The sequence below is a fragment of the Streptomyces sp. NBRC 110028 genome (genome assembly GCF_001417735.1).
In the GTDB taxonomy this organism is placed as follows: Bacteria; Actinomycetota; Actinomycetes; order Streptomycetales; family Streptomycetaceae; genus Streptomyces.
In genome coordinates this window covers 1-15,384 of the sequence record NZ_BBUZ01000047.1, presented here as the reverse complement: position 1 = coordinate 15,384, position 15,384 = coordinate 1, and the positions used below count along the sequence as shown (strand labels likewise).

General features: G+C 71.3%; 14 protein-coding genes. 13 read left to right on the top strand and 1 reads right to left on the bottom strand.

From position 1 onward, the window contains the following. Positions 1 to 87: 87 nt before the first annotated feature. Positions 88 to 588 (bottom strand): transcriptional regulator BldD, encoded by a 501-nt coding sequence (gene bldD / locus ASC60_RS33865; RefSeq protein ID WP_014056259.1) that lies wholly within the window; start codon positions 586 to 588, stop codon positions 88 to 90. A gap of 222 nt (positions 589 to 810) precedes the next feature. On the opposite strand from bldD, the gene pyrR reads away from it, so the two are divergent. The 13 genes from pyrR (at position 811) to metK (ending at position 15,340) form a co-directional block, all read left to right on the top strand. After that, complete coding sequence (pyrR, locus tag ASC60_RS33860; protein WP_055557540.1) at positions 811 to 1,395, top strand: bifunctional pyr operon transcriptional regulator/uracil phosphoribosyltransferase PyrR; 585 nt, start codon at positions 811 to 813, stop codon at positions 1,393 to 1,395. Positions 1,396 to 1,543: 148 nt separating this feature from the next. After that, positions 1,544 to 2,524 (top strand): aspartate carbamoyltransferase catalytic subunit, encoded by a 981-nt coding sequence (locus ASC60_RS33855; protein WP_055557539.1) that lies wholly within the window; start codon positions 1,544 to 1,546, stop codon positions 2,522 to 2,524. A 2-nt stretch (positions 2,525 to 2,526) separates the two neighbouring features. Next, entirely contained in the window at positions 2,527 to 3,822 is a 1,296-nt protein-coding gene (locus ASC60_RS33850) for a dihydroorotase (RefSeq protein ID WP_055557538.1), read from the top strand. Further along, positions 3,819 to 4,421, top strand: coding sequence for a hypothetical protein (locus ASC60_RS33845; RefSeq protein WP_055557537.1), 603 nt, complete (start codon positions 3,819 to 3,821; stop codon positions 4,419 to 4,421). The genes ASC60_RS33850 and ASC60_RS33845 overlap by 4 nt, the downstream gene beginning before the upstream one ends. Then, positions 4,418 to 5,557 (top strand): glutamine-hydrolyzing carbamoyl-phosphate synthase small subunit, encoded by a 1,140-nt coding sequence (gene carA, locus ASC60_RS33840; RefSeq protein ID WP_055557536.1) that lies wholly within the window; start codon positions 4,418 to 4,420, stop codon positions 5,555 to 5,557. The genes ASC60_RS33845 and carA overlap by 4 nt, the downstream gene beginning before the upstream one ends. Next, positions 5,550 to 8,861, top strand: a complete 3,312-nt coding sequence (gene carB / locus ASC60_RS33835) for a carbamoyl-phosphate synthase large subunit (protein ID WP_055557535.1) — start codon at positions 5,550 to 5,552, stop codon at positions 8,859 to 8,861. Before carA ends, carB begins: the two co-directional genes overlap by 8 nt. A 96-nt stretch (positions 8,862 to 8,957) precedes the next feature. Then, entirely contained in the window at positions 8,958 to 10,061 is a 1,104-nt protein-coding gene (locus tag ASC60_RS33830) for a quinone-dependent dihydroorotate dehydrogenase (protein ID WP_055557534.1), read from the top strand. A 106-nt stretch (positions 10,062 to 10,167) separates the two neighbouring features. Next, positions 10,168 to 11,025, top strand: coding sequence for an orotidine-5'-phosphate decarboxylase (pyrF, locus tag ASC60_RS33825; RefSeq protein WP_055557533.1), 858 nt, complete (start codon positions 10,168 to 10,170; stop codon positions 11,023 to 11,025). Between the two features lie 204 nt (positions 11,026 to 11,229). After that, positions 11,230 to 11,553, top strand: coding sequence for an integration host factor (locus ASC60_RS33820; RefSeq protein WP_009713618.1), 324 nt, complete (start codon positions 11,230 to 11,232; stop codon positions 11,551 to 11,553). A 39-nt stretch (positions 11,554 to 11,592) separates the two neighbouring features. Beyond that, entirely contained in the window at positions 11,593 to 12,159 is a 567-nt protein-coding gene (gene gmk, locus ASC60_RS33815) for a guanylate kinase (RefSeq protein ID WP_055557532.1), read from the top strand. A gap of 58 nt (positions 12,160 to 12,217) precedes the next feature. After that, a complete protein-coding gene (rpoZ, locus tag ASC60_RS33810; RefSeq protein ID WP_020867048.1) occupies positions 12,218 to 12,478 on the top strand; it encodes a DNA-directed RNA polymerase subunit omega in 261 nt (86 codons plus the stop codon). 101 nt (positions 12,479 to 12,579) lie between these two features. Then, a complete protein-coding gene (coaBC, locus tag ASC60_RS33805) occupies positions 12,580 to 13,797 on the top strand; it encodes a bifunctional phosphopantothenoylcysteine decarboxylase/phosphopantothenate--cysteine ligase CoaBC (protein WP_055557531.1) in 1,218 nt (405 codons plus the stop codon). Positions 13,798 to 14,116: 319 nt separating this feature from the next. Further along, the gene (metK, locus tag ASC60_RS33800) at positions 14,117 to 15,340 is read left to right on the top strand and encodes a methionine adenosyltransferase (protein ID WP_055557530.1); all 1,224 of its coding nucleotides are present in this window, start codon (positions 14,117 to 14,119) and stop codon (positions 15,338 to 15,340) included. Positions 15,341 to 15,384 lie beyond the last annotated feature (44 nt).

Genomic DNA, 15,384 nt, shown 5'->3' with positions numbered 1-15,384 from the left:
GGCGGTGGAGGCCAGATGGCACCTCCACCGCCCCCGGCGGCACGTTTCTGCTGGTGGAGAGGGGTGCGAGAGCGCGAAGGGCGCGCCTCACACATCCTCGTGCTGGACCGCGCGGCGCGCGTCGGCGCCCAGCACTCCCCAGCTGATCAGCTGTTCGGTCAGCACGGAAGGCGACTGGTCGTAGATCACGGCGAGGGTGCGCAGATCGTCCTGGCGGATCGAGAGCACCTTGCCGTTGTAGTCACCGCGCTGGCTCTGGATCGTGGCGGCGTACCGCTGGAGCGGGCCCGCCTTCTCGACCGGCACATGGGCCAGCCGCTCCAGGTCAAGCACCAGCTTCGGCGGCGGCTCGGCCGCCCCGGCCGGGCTGGTGCCCGGCAGCAGCTCCTGCACCGGGACGCCGTAGAAGTCGGCCAGTTCGGCGAGACGCTGGACGGTCACGGCGCGGTCCCCGCGCTCGTACGATCCCACCACCACGGCCTTCCACCGGCCCTGGGACTTCTCCTCGACGCCGTGAAGGGAGAGGCCCTGCTGGGTGCGGATGGCGCGGAGCTTGGCCCCGAGCTGTTTGGCGTATTCGCTGGACATAAAGCTCCCCGGACACTGAATCGACGTGCGGCTCCGCCGCGCGGCTGGTAACTCACTGTGAAGGTTACGTAGCGTAATCTCCATTCGTCAAGCCGAATGGTGCGGAGGGGCTCTCGCCAGGGGTGTTGGCGAGCGCCCCGTGCGCCCCTGCTACTGTGAATGGCGCAAATCCGACGTCCTTTAAGGTCCGTCCCGTGAGGCGGAGAAGGAGGTCCGTATCCCATGGACGCTCGTACCTCGGACGCCGCGCGTTCCGTGCTGGAAGCACCGGACATCGCGCGTGTCCTGACCCGCATCGCCCACGAGATCGTCGAGCGCGCCAAGGGCGCCGACGACGTGGTGCTGCTCGGCATCCCCACCCGCGGTGTCTTCCTCGCCCGGCGGCTGGCCGCCCGGCTGGAGGAGATCACCGGCAGGTCGCCCGGTGAGCTGCCGGTCGGCTCGCTCGACATCACGATGTACCGCGACGACCTGCGCCTGCGGCCCGCCCGCGCGCTGGCCCGCACCGACATCCCCGGCGACGGCGTCGACGGCCGTCTGGTCGTCCTCGTCGACGACGTGCTCTTCTCCGGCCGCACCATCCGCGCCGCGCTCGACGCCCTCGGTGACATCGGCCGGCCGCGCGCCGTCCAGCTCGCGGTCCTCGTCGACCGCGGCCACCGGGAACTGCCGATCCGGGCCGACTACGTCGGCAAGAACCTCCCCACGTCGCTGCGGGAGACGGTCAAGGTCCAGCTCACCGAGGAGGACGGGCGCGACAGCGTGCTCCTCGGCCTGCGCGGGACCACCCCCGCGGACGGACAGTAGCGCCCCGGGAACCGACGGCGACGGCTCCCGGCGATCCCGGGGTACCCGGCCCGTCGGACGACCGGTGCGAGGGCCCCACGGCCCGGCACCGGACCAGGCGCCCGCACGCCCGCACGCCCGCACACCTCCTCACCCACGGAGCACCCGGATGAAGCGTCACCTCATCTCGGCCGCCGACCTCTCGCGCGACGACGCCGTCCTGATCCTCGACACCGCCGAGGAGCTGGCCCGGCTCGCCGACCGGCCGATCAAGAAGCTGCCCACCCTGCGCGGCCGCACCGTCGTGAACCTCTTCTTCGAGGACTCGACCCGCACCCGCATCTCCTTCGAGGCGGCCGCCAAGCGGCTGTCCGCCGACGTCATCAACTTCTCCGCCAAGGGCTCCTCGGTCTCCAAGGGCGAGTCCCTGAAGGACACCGCGCTCACCCTGGAGGCGATGGGCGCCGACGCCGTCGTCATCCGGCACCACTCCTCCGGCGCCCCGCACCGGCTCGCCACCTCCGGCTGGATCAAGGGCTCCGTCGTCAACGCGGGCGACGGCACCCATGAGCACCCCACCCAGGCGCTGCTCGACGCGTTCACCATGCGCCGCCGGCTGGCCTCCGGGGCCTCCGGCGTGGGCCAGGACCTGTCCGGCCGCCGGATCACCATCGTCGGCGACGTGCTGCACAGCCGGGTCGCCCGCTCCAACGTCCACCTGCTGTCCACCCTCGGCGCCGACGTCACCCTGGTCGCCCCGCCCACGCTCGTCCCCTTCGGCGTCGAGAGCTGGCCCTGTGACGTCTCGTACGACCTGGACGCGGTGGTGGGCAAGTCCGACGCCGTGATGATGCTGCGGGTCCAGCGCGAGCGCATGAACGCCGCCTTCTTCCCCACCGAGCGCGAGTACGCGCGCCGCTACGGCCTGGACGCCGACCGCATGGCCCGGATGCCCGAGCACGCCATCGTGATGCACCCCGGCCCCATGAACCGCGGCATGGAGATCACCGCCGAGGTCGCCGACTCCGACCGCTGCACCGCCGTCGAGCAGGTCGCCAACGGCGTCTCGATCCGCATGGCCGTCCTGTACCTGCTGCTCGGCGGTAACGAGCCCGCCGTCGCCGCCGCCCGCACCGAGGAGAACCAGTAACCATGAGCGACACGAACAAGACGCTGCTGCGCGGCGCGCAGGTGCTCGGCGGCGAGCCGCGGGACGTGCTGATCGAGGGCGAGCGCATCGCCGCCGTCGGCACTGGCCTCGGCGCGGACGGCGCCACCGTGATCGACGCCGCCGGGCAGATCCTGCTGCCGGGCCTGGTCGACCTCCACACCCATCTGCGCGAGCCCGGCCGGGAGGACTCCGAGACGGTCCTCACCGGCACCAAGGCCGCCGCGGTCGGCGGCTTCACCGCCGTCCACGCCATGGCCAACACCTTCCCCGTCGCCGACACCGCGGGCGTCGTGGAACAGGTGTGGCGGCTCGGCAAGGAGTCCGGCTACTGCGACGTGCAGCCCGTCGGCGCCGTCACCGTCGGCCTGGAGGGCAAGAAGCTCGCCGAACTGGGCGCCATGCACGACTCCGCCGCCGGGGTCCGGGTCTTCTCCGACGACGGCAAGTGCGTCGACGACGCCGTGATCATGCGCCGCGCCCTGGAGTACGTGAAGGCGTTCGACGGCGTCATCGCCCAGCACGCCCAGGAGCCGCGGCTCACCGAGGGCGCCCAGATGAACGAGGGCATCGTCTCCGCCGAACTGGGCCTGGGCGGCTGGCCGGCCGTCGCCGAGGAGTCGATCATCGCCCGCGACGTGCTGCTTGCCGCGCACGTCCGCTCCCGTGTGCACATCTGCCATCTGTCCACCGCGGGCTCGGTCGAGATCGTCCGCTGGGCCAAGTCCAAGGGCTGGAACGTCACCGCCGAGGTCACCCCGCACCACCTGCTGCTCACCGACGAGCTGGTCCGCTCCTACAACCCCGTCTACAAGGTGAACCCGCCGCTGCGCACCGAGGCCGACGTCATGGCGCTGCGCGAGGCGCTGGCCGACGGCACCATCGACTGCGTCGCCACCGACCACGCCCCGCACCCGCACGAGGACAAGGACTGCGAGTGGGGCGCGGCGGCCATGGGCATGGTCGGCCTGGAGACCGCACTGTCCGTCGTCCAGCACACCATGGTCGACACCGGGCTGCTGGACTGGGCGGGCGTCGCCGACCGGATGTCCACCCGCCCCTCCGCCATCGGCCGGCTCACCGGCCAGGGCCGGCCGATCGCCGCCGGGGAACCCGCCAACCTCACCCTGCTGGACTCCGCATACCGTGGTGAGGTGAACCCCGCGGGCTTCGCCTCCCGCAGCCGCAACACCCCCTACGAGGGCCGGGAACTGCCGGGCCGGGTGACGCACACCTTCCTGCGGGGCCGGGCAACGGTCGTGGACGGGAAACTGGCGTGATAACTCTGACCCATCTGGCAGCTGAGCAGCGGTCCCAGGACGTCACCGACTGGGCCGCCCGCATCGGCTGGGTCGTCGGCCTGCTGCTCGTCATCGCGCTGGTCTACTGGCTGATGCGCGAGGGCTGGAACTGGCGCGGCACCCTCCAGGGCGATCTGCCCGAGCTGCCCGAGGCTCCGGCCGAACCGGGCCCCGCGAAGCTGGCGCTCACCGGCCGCTACCACGGCTCCACCACCGCCGGACAGTGGCTCGACCGCATCGTGGCCCACGGTCTCGGCACCCGCAGCCGCGTCGAGCTGACCCTCACCGAGGAGGGCGTGAGCGTCGTACGGCCCGGCGCCCAGGACTTCTTCATCCCGGCGGCGAGCCTGCGCGGCGCGCGGCTCGACAAGGGCATCGCGGGCAAGGTCCTCGCCGAGGGCGGGCTGCTGATCATCACCTGGAGCCACGGCGACCGGCGGATCGACTCCGGCTTCCGCTCCGACCACGCCGCCGAGCACGCGGCCTGGGTCGAAGCCCTCGACGCCCCCGATGCCGACGCCCCCGATGTCACCGACGACGTCAAGCACACCGAGCACAACCAGGAAGGCGCACGATGACGACCTCCACCAGGGGGGCCCAGACCCCCGCCGTTCTCGTCCTGGAGGACGGCCGCACCTTCCGTGGCCGCGCCTACGGGGCCGTGGGGGAGACCTTCGGCGAGGCCGTGTTCTCCACCGGGATGACCGGCTACCAGGAGACCCTGACCGACCCGTCCTACCACCGCCAGGTCGTCGTCATGACCGCCCCGCACATCGGCAACACGGGCGTCAACGACGAGGACCCCGAGTCCGGCCGCATCTGGGTCTCCGGCTATGTGGTGCGCGATCCGGCCCGTACGCCGTCCAACTGGCGCTCCCGCCGCTCGCTGGACGAGGAGCTGACCGCCCAGGGCGTCGTCGGCATCAGCGGTGTCGACACCCGCGCCCTCACCCGCCATCTGCGCGAGCGCGGCGCCATGCGCGTGGGCATCTTCTCCGGCGAGGCGCTCGCGGACGAGGCCGCGCTGCTCGCCCGGGTGCAGGCCGCCCCGCAGATGAAGGGCGCCGACCTGAGCGGCGAGGTGGCGACGCGGGAGACGTACGTCGTCCCCGCGATCGGCACCAAGCGGTTCACCGTCGCCGCCGTCGACCTCGGCATCAAGGGCATGACCCCGCACCGGATGGCCGAGCGCGGCATCGAGGTGCACGTCCTGCCCGCCACCGCCACCGTGGACGACCTCTACGCGGTGAACCCCGACGGCGTGTTCTTCTCCAACGGCCCGGGCGACCCGGCCACCGCCGAGCACCCCGTCTCCCTCATGCGCGCCGTCCTGGAGCGGTCCACCCCGCTGTTCGGCATCTGCTTCGGCAACCAGATCCTGGGCCGCGCGCTCGGCTTCGGCACCTTCAAACTGAAGTACGGCCACCGCGGCATCAACCAGCCGGTGCAGGACCGCACCACCGGCAAGGTGGAGGTCACCGCGCACAACCACGGCTTCGCCGTGGACGCCCCGCTCGACGCGCCCAGCGACACCCCCTACGGGCGGGCCGAGGTCTCCCACGTCTGCCTCAACGACAACGTGGTCGAGGGGCTGCGCCTGCTCGACCGCCCAGCGTTCAGCGTCCAGTACCACCCCGAAGCCGCCGCGGGCCCGCACGACGCCGGGTACCTGTTCGACCGCTTCGTCACCCTGATGGAGGGCCAGCGTGCCTAAGCGCACCGACATCCAGTCCGTCCTGGTCATCGGCTCCGGCCCGATCGTCATCGGCCAGGCCGCCGAGTTCGACTACTCCGGCACCCAGGCCTGCCGGGTGCTGAAGGCCGAGGGCCTGCGGGTCATTCTGGTCAACTCCAACCCGGCCACGATCATGACCGACCCGGAGATCGCCGACGCCACGTACGTCGAGCCGATCACCCCGGAGTACGTCGAGAAGATCATCGCCAAGGAGCGCCCCGACGCGCTGCTGCCGACCCTCGGCGGCCAGACCGCCCTGAACACCGCCATCTCCCTGCACGAGGCGGGCACCCTCGACGAGTACGGCGTCGAGCTGATCGGCGCCAACGTCGAGGCGATCCACAAGGGCGAGGACCGCGACCGGTTCAAGGAGGTCGTCGAGGCCGTCAACGCCAAGATCGGCCACGGCGAGTCCGCCCGCTCGTACATCTGCCACTCCATGGACGAGGTCCTCGCGGGTGTCGAGCACCTCGGCGGCTACCCCGTCGTCGTCCGCCCCTCCTTCACCATGGGCGGCGCCGGCTCCGGCTTCGCGCACGACGAGGAGGAGCTGCGCCGCATCGCGGGCACGGGCCTGACGCTCTCCCCGACCACCGAGGTGCTGCTGGAGGAGTCGATCCTGGGCTGGAAGGAGTACGAGCTGGAGCTGATGCGCGACAAGCACGACAACGTCGTGGTCGTCTGCTCCATCGAGAACTTCGACCCCATGGGCGTCCACACCGGCGACTCGATCACCGTCGCCCCGGCGATGACGCTGACCGACCGCGAGTACCAGGTGCTGCGGGACATCGGCATCGCCGTCATCCGCGAGGTCGGCGTCGACACCGGCGGCTGCAACATCCAGTTCGCGGTCAACCCCGAGGACGGCCGGGTCATCGTCATCGAGATGAACCCGCGCGTCTCCCGGTCCTCCGCGCTGGCCTCCAAGGCCACCGGCTTCCCGATCGCGAAGATCGCCGCCCGGCTGGCCGTCGGCTACACACTGGACGAGATCCCCAACGACATCACCGAGAAGACCCCGGCGTCCTTCGAGCCCACGCTCGACTACGTCGTGGTCAAGGTGCCGCGGTTCGCGTTCGAGAAGTTCCCCGCCGCCGACGCCCGCCTCACCACCACCATGAAGTCGGTCGGCGAGGCCATGGCCATCGGCCGCAACTTCACCGAGGCGCTGCAGAAGGCGCTGCGCTCGATGGAGAAGAAGGGCAGCCAGTTCGACTTCACCGGCGACCCCGGAGAGAAGTCCGCGCTGCTGGAGCGGGCCGACATCCCCACCGACGGCCGGATCAACACCGTCATGGCGGCGATCCGCGCCGGGGCCACCCCGCAGGAGGTCTTCGACGCCACGAAGATCGACCCCTGGTTCGTGGACCAGCTGTTCCTGATCAAGGAGATCGCGGACGAGCTGGCGGCCGCCGACAAGCTCGGCCCCGAGCTGCTCGCCGAGGCCAAGCGGCACGGCTTCTCCGACGCCCAGATCGCCGGGATCCGCTCGCTGCGCGAGGACGTGGTCCGCGAGGTGCGGCACGCGCTCGGCATCCGGCCCGTCTACAAGACGGTCGACACCTGCGCCGCCGAGTTCGCCGCCAGGACCCCGTACTTCTACTCCTCCTACGACGAGGAGAGCGAGGTCGCGCCGCGCGAGACCCCGGCCGTGATCATCCTCGGCTCCGGGCCCAACCGCATCGGCCAGGGCATCGAGTTCGACTACTCGTGCGTCCACGCCTCCTTCGCGCTGCACGACGCGGGCTACGAGACCGTCATGGTCAACTGCAACCCGGAGACCGTCTCCACCGACTACGACACCTCCGACCGGCTCTACTTCGAGCCGCTCACCCTGGAGGACGTCCTGGAGATCGTCCACGCCGAACAGCAGGCGGGCCCGGTCGCGGGCGTCGTCGTCCAGCTCGGCGGCCAGACCCCGCTCGGCCTCGCCCAGGCCCTCAAGGACAACGGCGTGCCCATCGTCGGCACCTCGCCCGAGGCGATCAACCTCGCCGAGGAGCGCGGCGCCTTCGGCCGGGTGCTGACCGAGGCCGGGCTGCCCGCCCCCAAGTACGGCACCGCGTTCTCCTTCGAACAGGCCAAGGGCATCGCCGCCGAGATCGGCTACCCGGTCATGGTCCGCCCCTCGTACGTCCTGGGCGGCCGCGGCATGGAGATCGTCTACGACGAGCCCTCGCTCGCCGCGTACCTGGAGCGCCACGCGGGCCTCATCTCCGAGCACCCGGTGCTGATCGACCGCTTCCTCGACGACGCGATCGAGATCGACGTCGACGCGCTCTACGACGGCCAGGAGCTGTACCTCGGCGGCGTCATGGAGCACATCGAGGAGGCCGGCATCCACTCCGGCGACTCGGCCTGCGCGCTGCCCCCGATCACCCTCGGCGGCTTCGACATCAAGCGGCTGCGCGCCTCCACCGAGGCCATCGCGCGCGGCGTCGGCGTCCGCGGACTGATCAACATCCAGTTCGCGATGGCCGGGGACATCCTGTACGTCCTGGAGGCGAACCCGCGCGCCTCGCGTACGGTCCCCTTCACCTCCAAGGCCACCGCCGTACCGCTGGCCAAGGCCGCCGCCCGGATCTCGCTGGGCGCGACCATCGCCGAGCTGCGCGCGGAGGGCCTGCTGCCCGCGACCGGCGACGGCGGCACCCTGCCGCTGGACGCGCCGATCTCCGTCAAGGAGGCCGTGATGCCCTGGTCGCGGTTCCGCGACGCCTCGGGGCGCGGGGTGGACACCATCCTCGGCCCGGAGATGCGCTCGACCGGTGAGGTCATGGGCATCGACTCGGTCTTCGGCGCGGCGTACGCCAAGTCGCAGGCCGGGGCGTACGGCGCGCTGCCCACCAAGGGGCGCGCCTTCGTCTCCGTCGCCAACCGCGACAAGCGCTCGATGATCTTCCCGGCCCGGGAGCTGGTCGGCCTCGGCTTCGAGCTGCTGGCCACCTCGGGCACGGCGGAGGTGCTCAAGCGCAACGGGATCAACGCCACCGTCGTCCGCAAGCACAGCGAGGGGGAGGGGCCGGACGGTACGAAGACCATCGTCCAGCTCATCCACGACGGCCAGGTCGACCTGATCGTCAACACCCCGTACGGCACCGGCGGCCGGCTCGACGGCTACGACATCCGTACGGCGGCCGTCGCCCGCGGCGTCCCGTGCCTGACCACCGTCCAGGCCCTCGCCGCCGCCGTCCAGGGCATCGAGTCCCTGGGCCGGGGCACGGTCGGCGTCCGGTCGCTCCAGGAACACGCGGAACATCTGACCGCCGCCCGCGGGGAGTGAGGCGAGAGAGGGGGACACCGGCCGGTGTCCCCCTCTTGGCGAGCCCCCCTTTTTCCCGTCCCGCTTTTCCCGCTTCCCGCGCGCAGAAAGCCCCTCATGTACTCGCTGCTCTTCAACCTGATCTTCCGGCGCATGGACCCGGAAGCGGCCCACCACCTGGCCTTCGGCTGGATCCGGCTGGCCGCCCGCGTCCCCGTCCTGCGCACGTGTCTCGCGGCAGTCCTCGCCCCCCGCGACACGGCGCTGCGCACCGAGGCGCTGGGCCTGCGGATGCACGGGCCGTTCGGGCTCGCCGCCGGGTTCGACAAGAACGCCGCCGGGATCGACGGCATGGCCATGCTCGGCTTCGACCATGTCGAGATCGGCACCGTCACCGGTCAGCCGCAGCCCGGCAACCCCAAGAAGCGGCTCTTCCGGCTGGTCGGCGACCGCGCGCTGATCAACCGCATGGGCTTCAACAACGACGGCTCGGCCGCCGTCGCCGACCGGCTCGCGGCCCGCCGCGCCGCCTTCCGTACGACGGTCGGCGTCAACATCGGCAAGACCAAGGTCGTCCCGGAGGCGGAAGCGGTCGCCGACTATGTGACCTCGACCGAGCGACTGGCCGCCCACGCGGATTACCTCGTCGTCAACGTCTCCTCGCCCAACACCCCCGGACTGCGGAACCTCCAGGCCGTCGACCAGCTGCGGCCGCTGCTGACCGCGGTGCGCGAGGCCGCCGACCGCACGGTCACCGGGCGCCGGGTGCCGCTGCTGGTGAAGATCGCGCCGGATCTGGCCGACGCGGACGTGGACGCGGTCGCCGACCTCGCCGTCGAACTGGGCCTGGACGGCATCATCGCCACGAACACGACGATCGCGCGGGAGGGGCTGGGCCTCACCTCCCCGGCGCAGCTCACCGCCGAGACCGGCGGCCTGTCCGGCGCCCCGCTCAAGGCGCGCTCGCTGGAGGTCCTGCGCCGCCTGCACGCCCGGGTGGGGGACCGGCTCACGCTCGTGGGCGTGGGCGGGATCGAGACGGCCGACGACGCGTGGGAGCGGATCCTCGCGGGGGCGACGCTGGTGCAGGGCTACAGCGCGTTCATCTACCGCGGGCCGTTCTGGGCCCGCGAGATCCATCGCGGGCTGGCCGCCCGGCTCGCCGCGTCCCCGTACCAGACCCTGGCCGACGCCGTGGGCGCCGAGGCCCCCGCCGCGTAGTGGGCGGGGGCTTCCGCCCCCCACACCCCCGCCGGGGCGCCGCCCCCGGACCCCGCTCCTCAAGCGCCGGAGGGGCTGGGAGTGCCCCTTCTTCGAGGAGAGAACCATGACCCCGCCCACCCCCTTCGGTACGCGCCTGCGACGGGCCATGGACGAGCGCGGGCCGCTCTGCGTCGGCATCGACCCGCACGCCTCCCTGCTCGCCGACTGGGGCCTCGGCGACGATGTCGCGGGGCTCGAGCGGTTCACGCGGACCGTCGTGGACGCGCTCGCCGGGCGCGTCGCCGTCCTCAAGCCGCAGTCGGCCTTCTTCGAGCGCTTCGGCTCGCGCGGCATCGCCGTGCTGGAGCGGGCCGTGGCGGACGCCCGGGACGCCGGGGCGCTGGTCCTGATGGACGCCAAGCGCGGCGACATCGGGTCCACGATGGCCGCGTACGCCGCCGCCTACCTCGACCCCGGCAGCCCGCTGTTCTCGGACGCGGTCACCGTCAGCCCCTACCTCGGCTTCGGCTCGCTGCGCCCCGCGCTGGACACCGCGCGGGCGAGCGGCGCGGGGGTCTTCGTGCTGGCGCTGACGTCCAACCCGGAGGGCGCCGAGGTGCAGCACGCGGCGGGGCCCGGCGGGACGGCCGTCGCCGCCTCGGTGCTGGCACACCTGAAGGCGGAGAACGCCGATGAGGCCGAGCGGGGCGCGCTCGGCTCGTACGGCGCGGTCGTCGGCGCGACCCTCGGCGGCACGGCGGACCGGATCGGCGCGGACCTGGCGATCGACGGGCCGCTGCTGGCTCCCGGCATCGGCGCCCAGGGCGCGACCCCGGCGGACCTTCCGGAGGTCTTCGGCGCGGCGGTCCGGAACGTCGTCCCGAGCGTCAGCCGCGGGGTCCTCAAGCACGGTCCGGACGCTGCCGCGCTGGTCGAGGCGGCGGCCCGAATGGCTGATGACGTGCGTGCCGTGGCCGAATAACCGAGCTATTTTGTCCCTAAATATCCCAGTCGAGAGAGTCTGACCAGGACTTTTCGTCTGTTCTCGCTGACTGGAGCGGGATCGGCCGCTAGTCTCCGACGAGAGCGAACGCGCTGTTGCGTTGCGCGTTGCTCCGCAGGTGAGGGCCGACTAGGTTCCTCACCGGTCCCTATCCGACAGTTCGACATCCGAGGTGACGTAGGCGTGGCTCTTCCGCCCCTTACCCCTGAACAGCGCGCAGCCGCGCTCGAAAAGGCCGCCGCGGCTCGCCGGGAGCGCGCCGAGGTCAAGAATCGGCTCAAGCACTCCGGCGCGTCCTTGCACGAGGTCATCAAGCAGGGCCAGGAGAACGATGTCATCGGCAAGATGAAGGTCTCCGCCCTCCTGGAGTCCCTGCCGGGCGTCGGCAAGGTCCGCGCCAAGCAGATCATGGAGCGGCTCGGCATCTCCGAGAGCCGTCGTGTGCGCGGGCTCGGCTCCAACCAGATCGCATCCCTCGAGCGTGAGTTCGGCGGCGCGGCCGGCTGACGTTTCCCGGCACGCTCGGGAACCTGGATAATCTGCTGCATGGCAGCACATCCAGTACGCCCGCGGCTGACCGTGCTCTCCGGCCCCTCCGGGGTCGGTAAGAGCACGGTCGTCGCGCATATGCGCAAGGCACACCCCCAGGTCTGGCTCTCGGTCTCCGCCACGACCCGCAGGCCCCGCCCCGGTGAGCGGCACGGTGTCCAGTACTTCTTCGTGGACGACGGTGAGTTCGACAAGCTGATCGCCAACGGTGAGCTGCTGGAGTGGGCCGAGTTCGCCGGCAACCGCTACGGCACCCCCCGTGAGGCGGTCATCGACCGGCTCGACGCGGGCGAGCCGGTGCTGCTGGAGATCGACCTGCAGGGCGCGCGGCAGATCCGCGAGTCCATGCCGGAGGCCCAGCTGGTCTTCCTCGCCCCACCCAGCTGGGAGGAGCTGGTCCGCCGGCTCACCGGCCGGGGGACCGAGGCGCCCGAGGTCATCGAGCGGCGGCTGGAAGCGGCCCGCGTCGAGCTGGCCGCCGAATCCGAGTTCGATACGACCCTGGTCAACACCTCCGTCGAGGACGTGGCGAGTGAGCTGCTAGCCTTGATGCGAGTGGCTTGATCTTCAATTCATTCTTGCCATGAGGCGTAATAAGGAAGGCTAGAGAGTGTCCTCTCCCATGACCGCGCCCGAGGGCATCATCAACCCTCCGATTGATGAGCTGCTCGAGGCGACCGACTCGAAGTACAGCCTCGTGATCTACGCGGCCAAGCGTGCCCGTCAGATCAACGCGTACTACTCGCAGCTCGGTGAGGGTCTGCTCGAGTACGTCGGCCCCCTGGTGGACACCCACGTCCACGAGAAGCCGCTGTCGATCGCGCTCCGCGAGATCAACGCGGGTCTGCTGACCTCCGAGGCCATCGAGGGCCCGGCTCAGTAGGTCCGGCACATCGCTCATCACCGGCCCGGCGGCCTCGCTGCCGGGCTTGTGGTGTGTCATGGGTACGTATCGGTTCGTAAACGGCGGGGAAGAGGCGAGCGATGGCCATGGCGGACAGGCCCAGGGTCGTGCTGGGGGTCGGCGGCGGGATCGCCGCCTACAAGGCGTGCGAGCTGCTGCGGCGGCTGACGGAGTCCGGGCATGACGTGCGCGTCGTGCCGACCACCTCGGCGCTGCACTTCGTCGGCGAGGCCACCTGGTCGGCGCTCTCCGGGAATCCGGCGGGCACCGAGGTGTGGGAGTCCGTCCACGAGGTGCCGCACGTGCGCATCGGCCAGTCCGCGGACCTGGTCGTGGTCGCCCCCGCCACCGCCGATCTGCTCGCCAAGGCCGCCCATGGCCTCGCCGACGACCTGCTGACCAATACGCTGCTGACCGCCCGATGTCCGGTCCTCTTCGCCCCCGCCATGCACACCGAGATGTGGGAGCACCCCGCGACCCAGGAGAACGTGGCGACCCTGCGCCGCCGCGGCGCCGTGGTCATCGAGCCCGCCGTCGGGCGGCTGACCGGGGTGGACACCGGCAAGGGGCGGCTGCCGGACCCCCAGGAGATCTTCGAGGTCTGCCGCCGGGTGCTGGCCCGCGGCCCCGAGGCGGTGCGCGCCGACCTGGCCGGACGCCATGTGGTGATCAGCGCCGGAGGCACTCGCGAGCCGCTGGACCCGGTGCGCTACCTGGGCAACCGCTCCACCGGCAAGCAGGGGTACGCGCTGGCCCGGGCCGCTGTGGCCCGGGGCGCCCGGGTGACTCTTGTCTCGGCCAACAGCGAGCTGCCCGCCCCGGCCGGTGCCGATGTGGTGCGGGTGGGGACCGCGGTCCAGCTGCGGGAGGCGGTCCTGAAGGCCGCCGCGGACGCCGACGCGGTGGTGATGGCCGCCGCGGTCGCCGACTTCCGGCCCGCCCGCTACGCCCCGGGAAAGATCAAGAAGCGGGACGGGCAGGAGCCCGAACCGGTCGCTCTGGTGCGCAACCCGGACGTCCTCGCGGAAATCTCCGCCGAGCGCGCCCGCCCCGGCCAGGTCGTCGTCGGGTTCGCCGCCGAGACCGACGACGTCCTCGTCAACGGCCGGGCGAAGCTCGCCCGCAAGGGCTGCGATCTGCTCGTGGTGAACGAGGTGGGGGAGCACAAGACCTTCGGCTCGGAGGAGAACGAGGCGGTGGTGCTCGGCGCGGACGGCACCGAGACGCCCGTCCCGTACGGCCCGAAGGACGCCCTGGCCGAGACCGTGTGGGATCTGGTGGCAGCCCGTTTCGGCTGAGCCCGCGACCGTCTTCGCGCGATCTTCACAAGACCTTCGCGTGACCTTCGGCCGTACGTGGGTAGGCATTGCCGCCACCGTGGGTTGATCCAGGGCGGGAGCGCCCGTTCGGACCATGACGGTTTTCTGTCATGGGGGCCTTGCTGTATTTCGGCTCGAGGCGAGGTATGTTCCAGGTCATGGCCTGCCCGTCTTGTGAGACGGGAATGCTCGACCGGCGGAAGAGCCGGATAAACTGGCCCAGGAACCGCATCGGGCGCAGCCCCCGGGCGGTCCCGCCCATGATCAGCCAGCAGCCGCTGCAACCCCAGGGAGCGATGTGTCCCGCCGCCTGTTCACCTCGGAATCCGTGACCGAGGGTCACCCCGACAAGATCGCTGACCAGATCAGCGATTCCATCCTCGACGCTCTCCTCAAGGAGGACCCGACCTCCCGGGTCGCCGTCGAGACCCTGATCACCACCGGCCTGGTCCATGTCGCCGGTGAGGTGACCACCAAGGCGTACGCCGATATCGCGACGCTCGTCCGCAACAAGGTCCTCGACATCGGCTACGACTCGTCGAAGAAGGGCTTCGACGGCGCCTCCTGCGGCGTCTCGGTGTCGATCGGCTCGCAGTCCCCCGACATCGCCCAGGGCGTCGACTCCGCCTACGAGCTGCGGGTCGAGGGTGCCGCCGAGGGCGACCGGGGGGACGAGCTGGACAAGCAGGGTGCGGGCGACCAGGGCCTGATGTTCGGCTACGCGTGCGACGAGACGCCCGAGCTGATGCCGCTGCCGATCAACCTGGCGCACCGGCTCTCCCGCCGGCTGTCCGAGGTCCGGAAGAACGGGACCATCCCGTACCTGCGCCCGGACGGCAAGACCCAGGTCACCATCGAGTACGACGGCCACAAGGCGGTCCGCCTGGACACCGTCGTCGTCTCCTCGCAGCACGCCTCCGACATCGACCTGGACTCGCTGCTGGCTCCGGACATCCGGGAGTTCGTGGTCGAGCACGTGCTGAACCAGCTGGTCGAGGACGGCATCAAGCTGGACACCGAGGGCTACCGGCTGCTGGTCAACCCGACCGGCCGCTTCGAGATCGGCGGCCCGATGGGCGACGCCGGCCTCACCGGCCGCAAGATCATCATCGACACCTACGGCGGCATGTCCCGCCACGGCGGCGGCGCCTTCTCCGGCAAGGACCCGTCCAAGGTCGACCGCTCCGCCGCGTACGCGATGCGCTGGGTCGCCAAGAACGTCGTCGCCGCGGGCCTCGCCCAGCGGTGCGAGGTCCAGGTCGCCTACGCCATCGGCAAGGCCGAGCCGGTCGGTCTCTTCGTCGAGACCTTCGGCACCGCCACGATCGACGTCGAGAAGATCGAGAAGGCCATCTCCGAGGTCTTCGACCTGCGTCCGGCCGCGATCATCCGCGACCTGGACCTGCTCCGCCCGATCTACGCCCAGACGGCGGCCTACGGCCACTTCGGCCGTGAGGAGTCCGACTTCACCTGGGAGCGCACCGACCGCGTCGACGCCCTCCGCGCGGCGGCCGGTCTGTAAGGACCTGGTTGCCACGGCCTGAACCGAAGGCCCGGACGTCCCTC

What these genes read in the sequence shown, in the direction of transcription:
- bldD (WP_014056259.1), bottom strand. Translation starts at nt 588, where the DNA reads ATGTCCAGCGAATACGCCAAACAGCTCGGGGCCAAGCTCCGCGCCATC.
- pyrR (WP_055557540.1), top strand. Translation starts at nt 811, where the DNA reads ATGGACGCTCGTACCTCGGACGCCGCGCGTTCCGTGCTGGAAGCACCG.
- ASC60_RS33855 (WP_055557539.1), top strand. Translation starts at nt 1,544, where the DNA reads ATGAAGCGTCACCTCATCTCGGCCGCCGACCTCTCGCGCGACGACGCC.
- ASC60_RS33850 (WP_055557538.1), top strand. Translation starts at nt 2,527, where the DNA reads ATGAGCGACACGAACAAGACGCTGCTGCGCGGCGCGCAGGTGCTCGGC.
- carA (WP_055557536.1), top strand. Translation starts at nt 4,418, where the DNA reads ATGACGACCTCCACCAGGGGGGCCCAGACCCCCGCCGTTCTCGTCCTG.
- ASC60_RS33830 (WP_055557534.1), top strand. Translation starts at nt 8,958, where the DNA reads ATGTACTCGCTGCTCTTCAACCTGATCTTCCGGCGCATGGACCCGGAA.
- pyrF (WP_055557533.1), top strand. Translation starts at nt 10,168, where the DNA reads ATGACCCCGCCCACCCCCTTCGGTACGCGCCTGCGACGGGCCATGGAC.
- gmk (WP_055557532.1), top strand. Translation starts at nt 11,593, where the DNA reads ATGGCAGCACATCCAGTACGCCCGCGGCTGACCGTGCTCTCCGGCCCC.
- rpoZ (WP_020867048.1), top strand. Translation starts at nt 12,218, where the DNA reads ATGACCGCGCCCGAGGGCATCATCAACCCTCCGATTGATGAGCTGCTC.
- coaBC (WP_055557531.1), top strand. Translation starts at nt 12,580, where the DNA reads ATGGCCATGGCGGACAGGCCCAGGGTCGTGCTGGGGGTCGGCGGCGGG.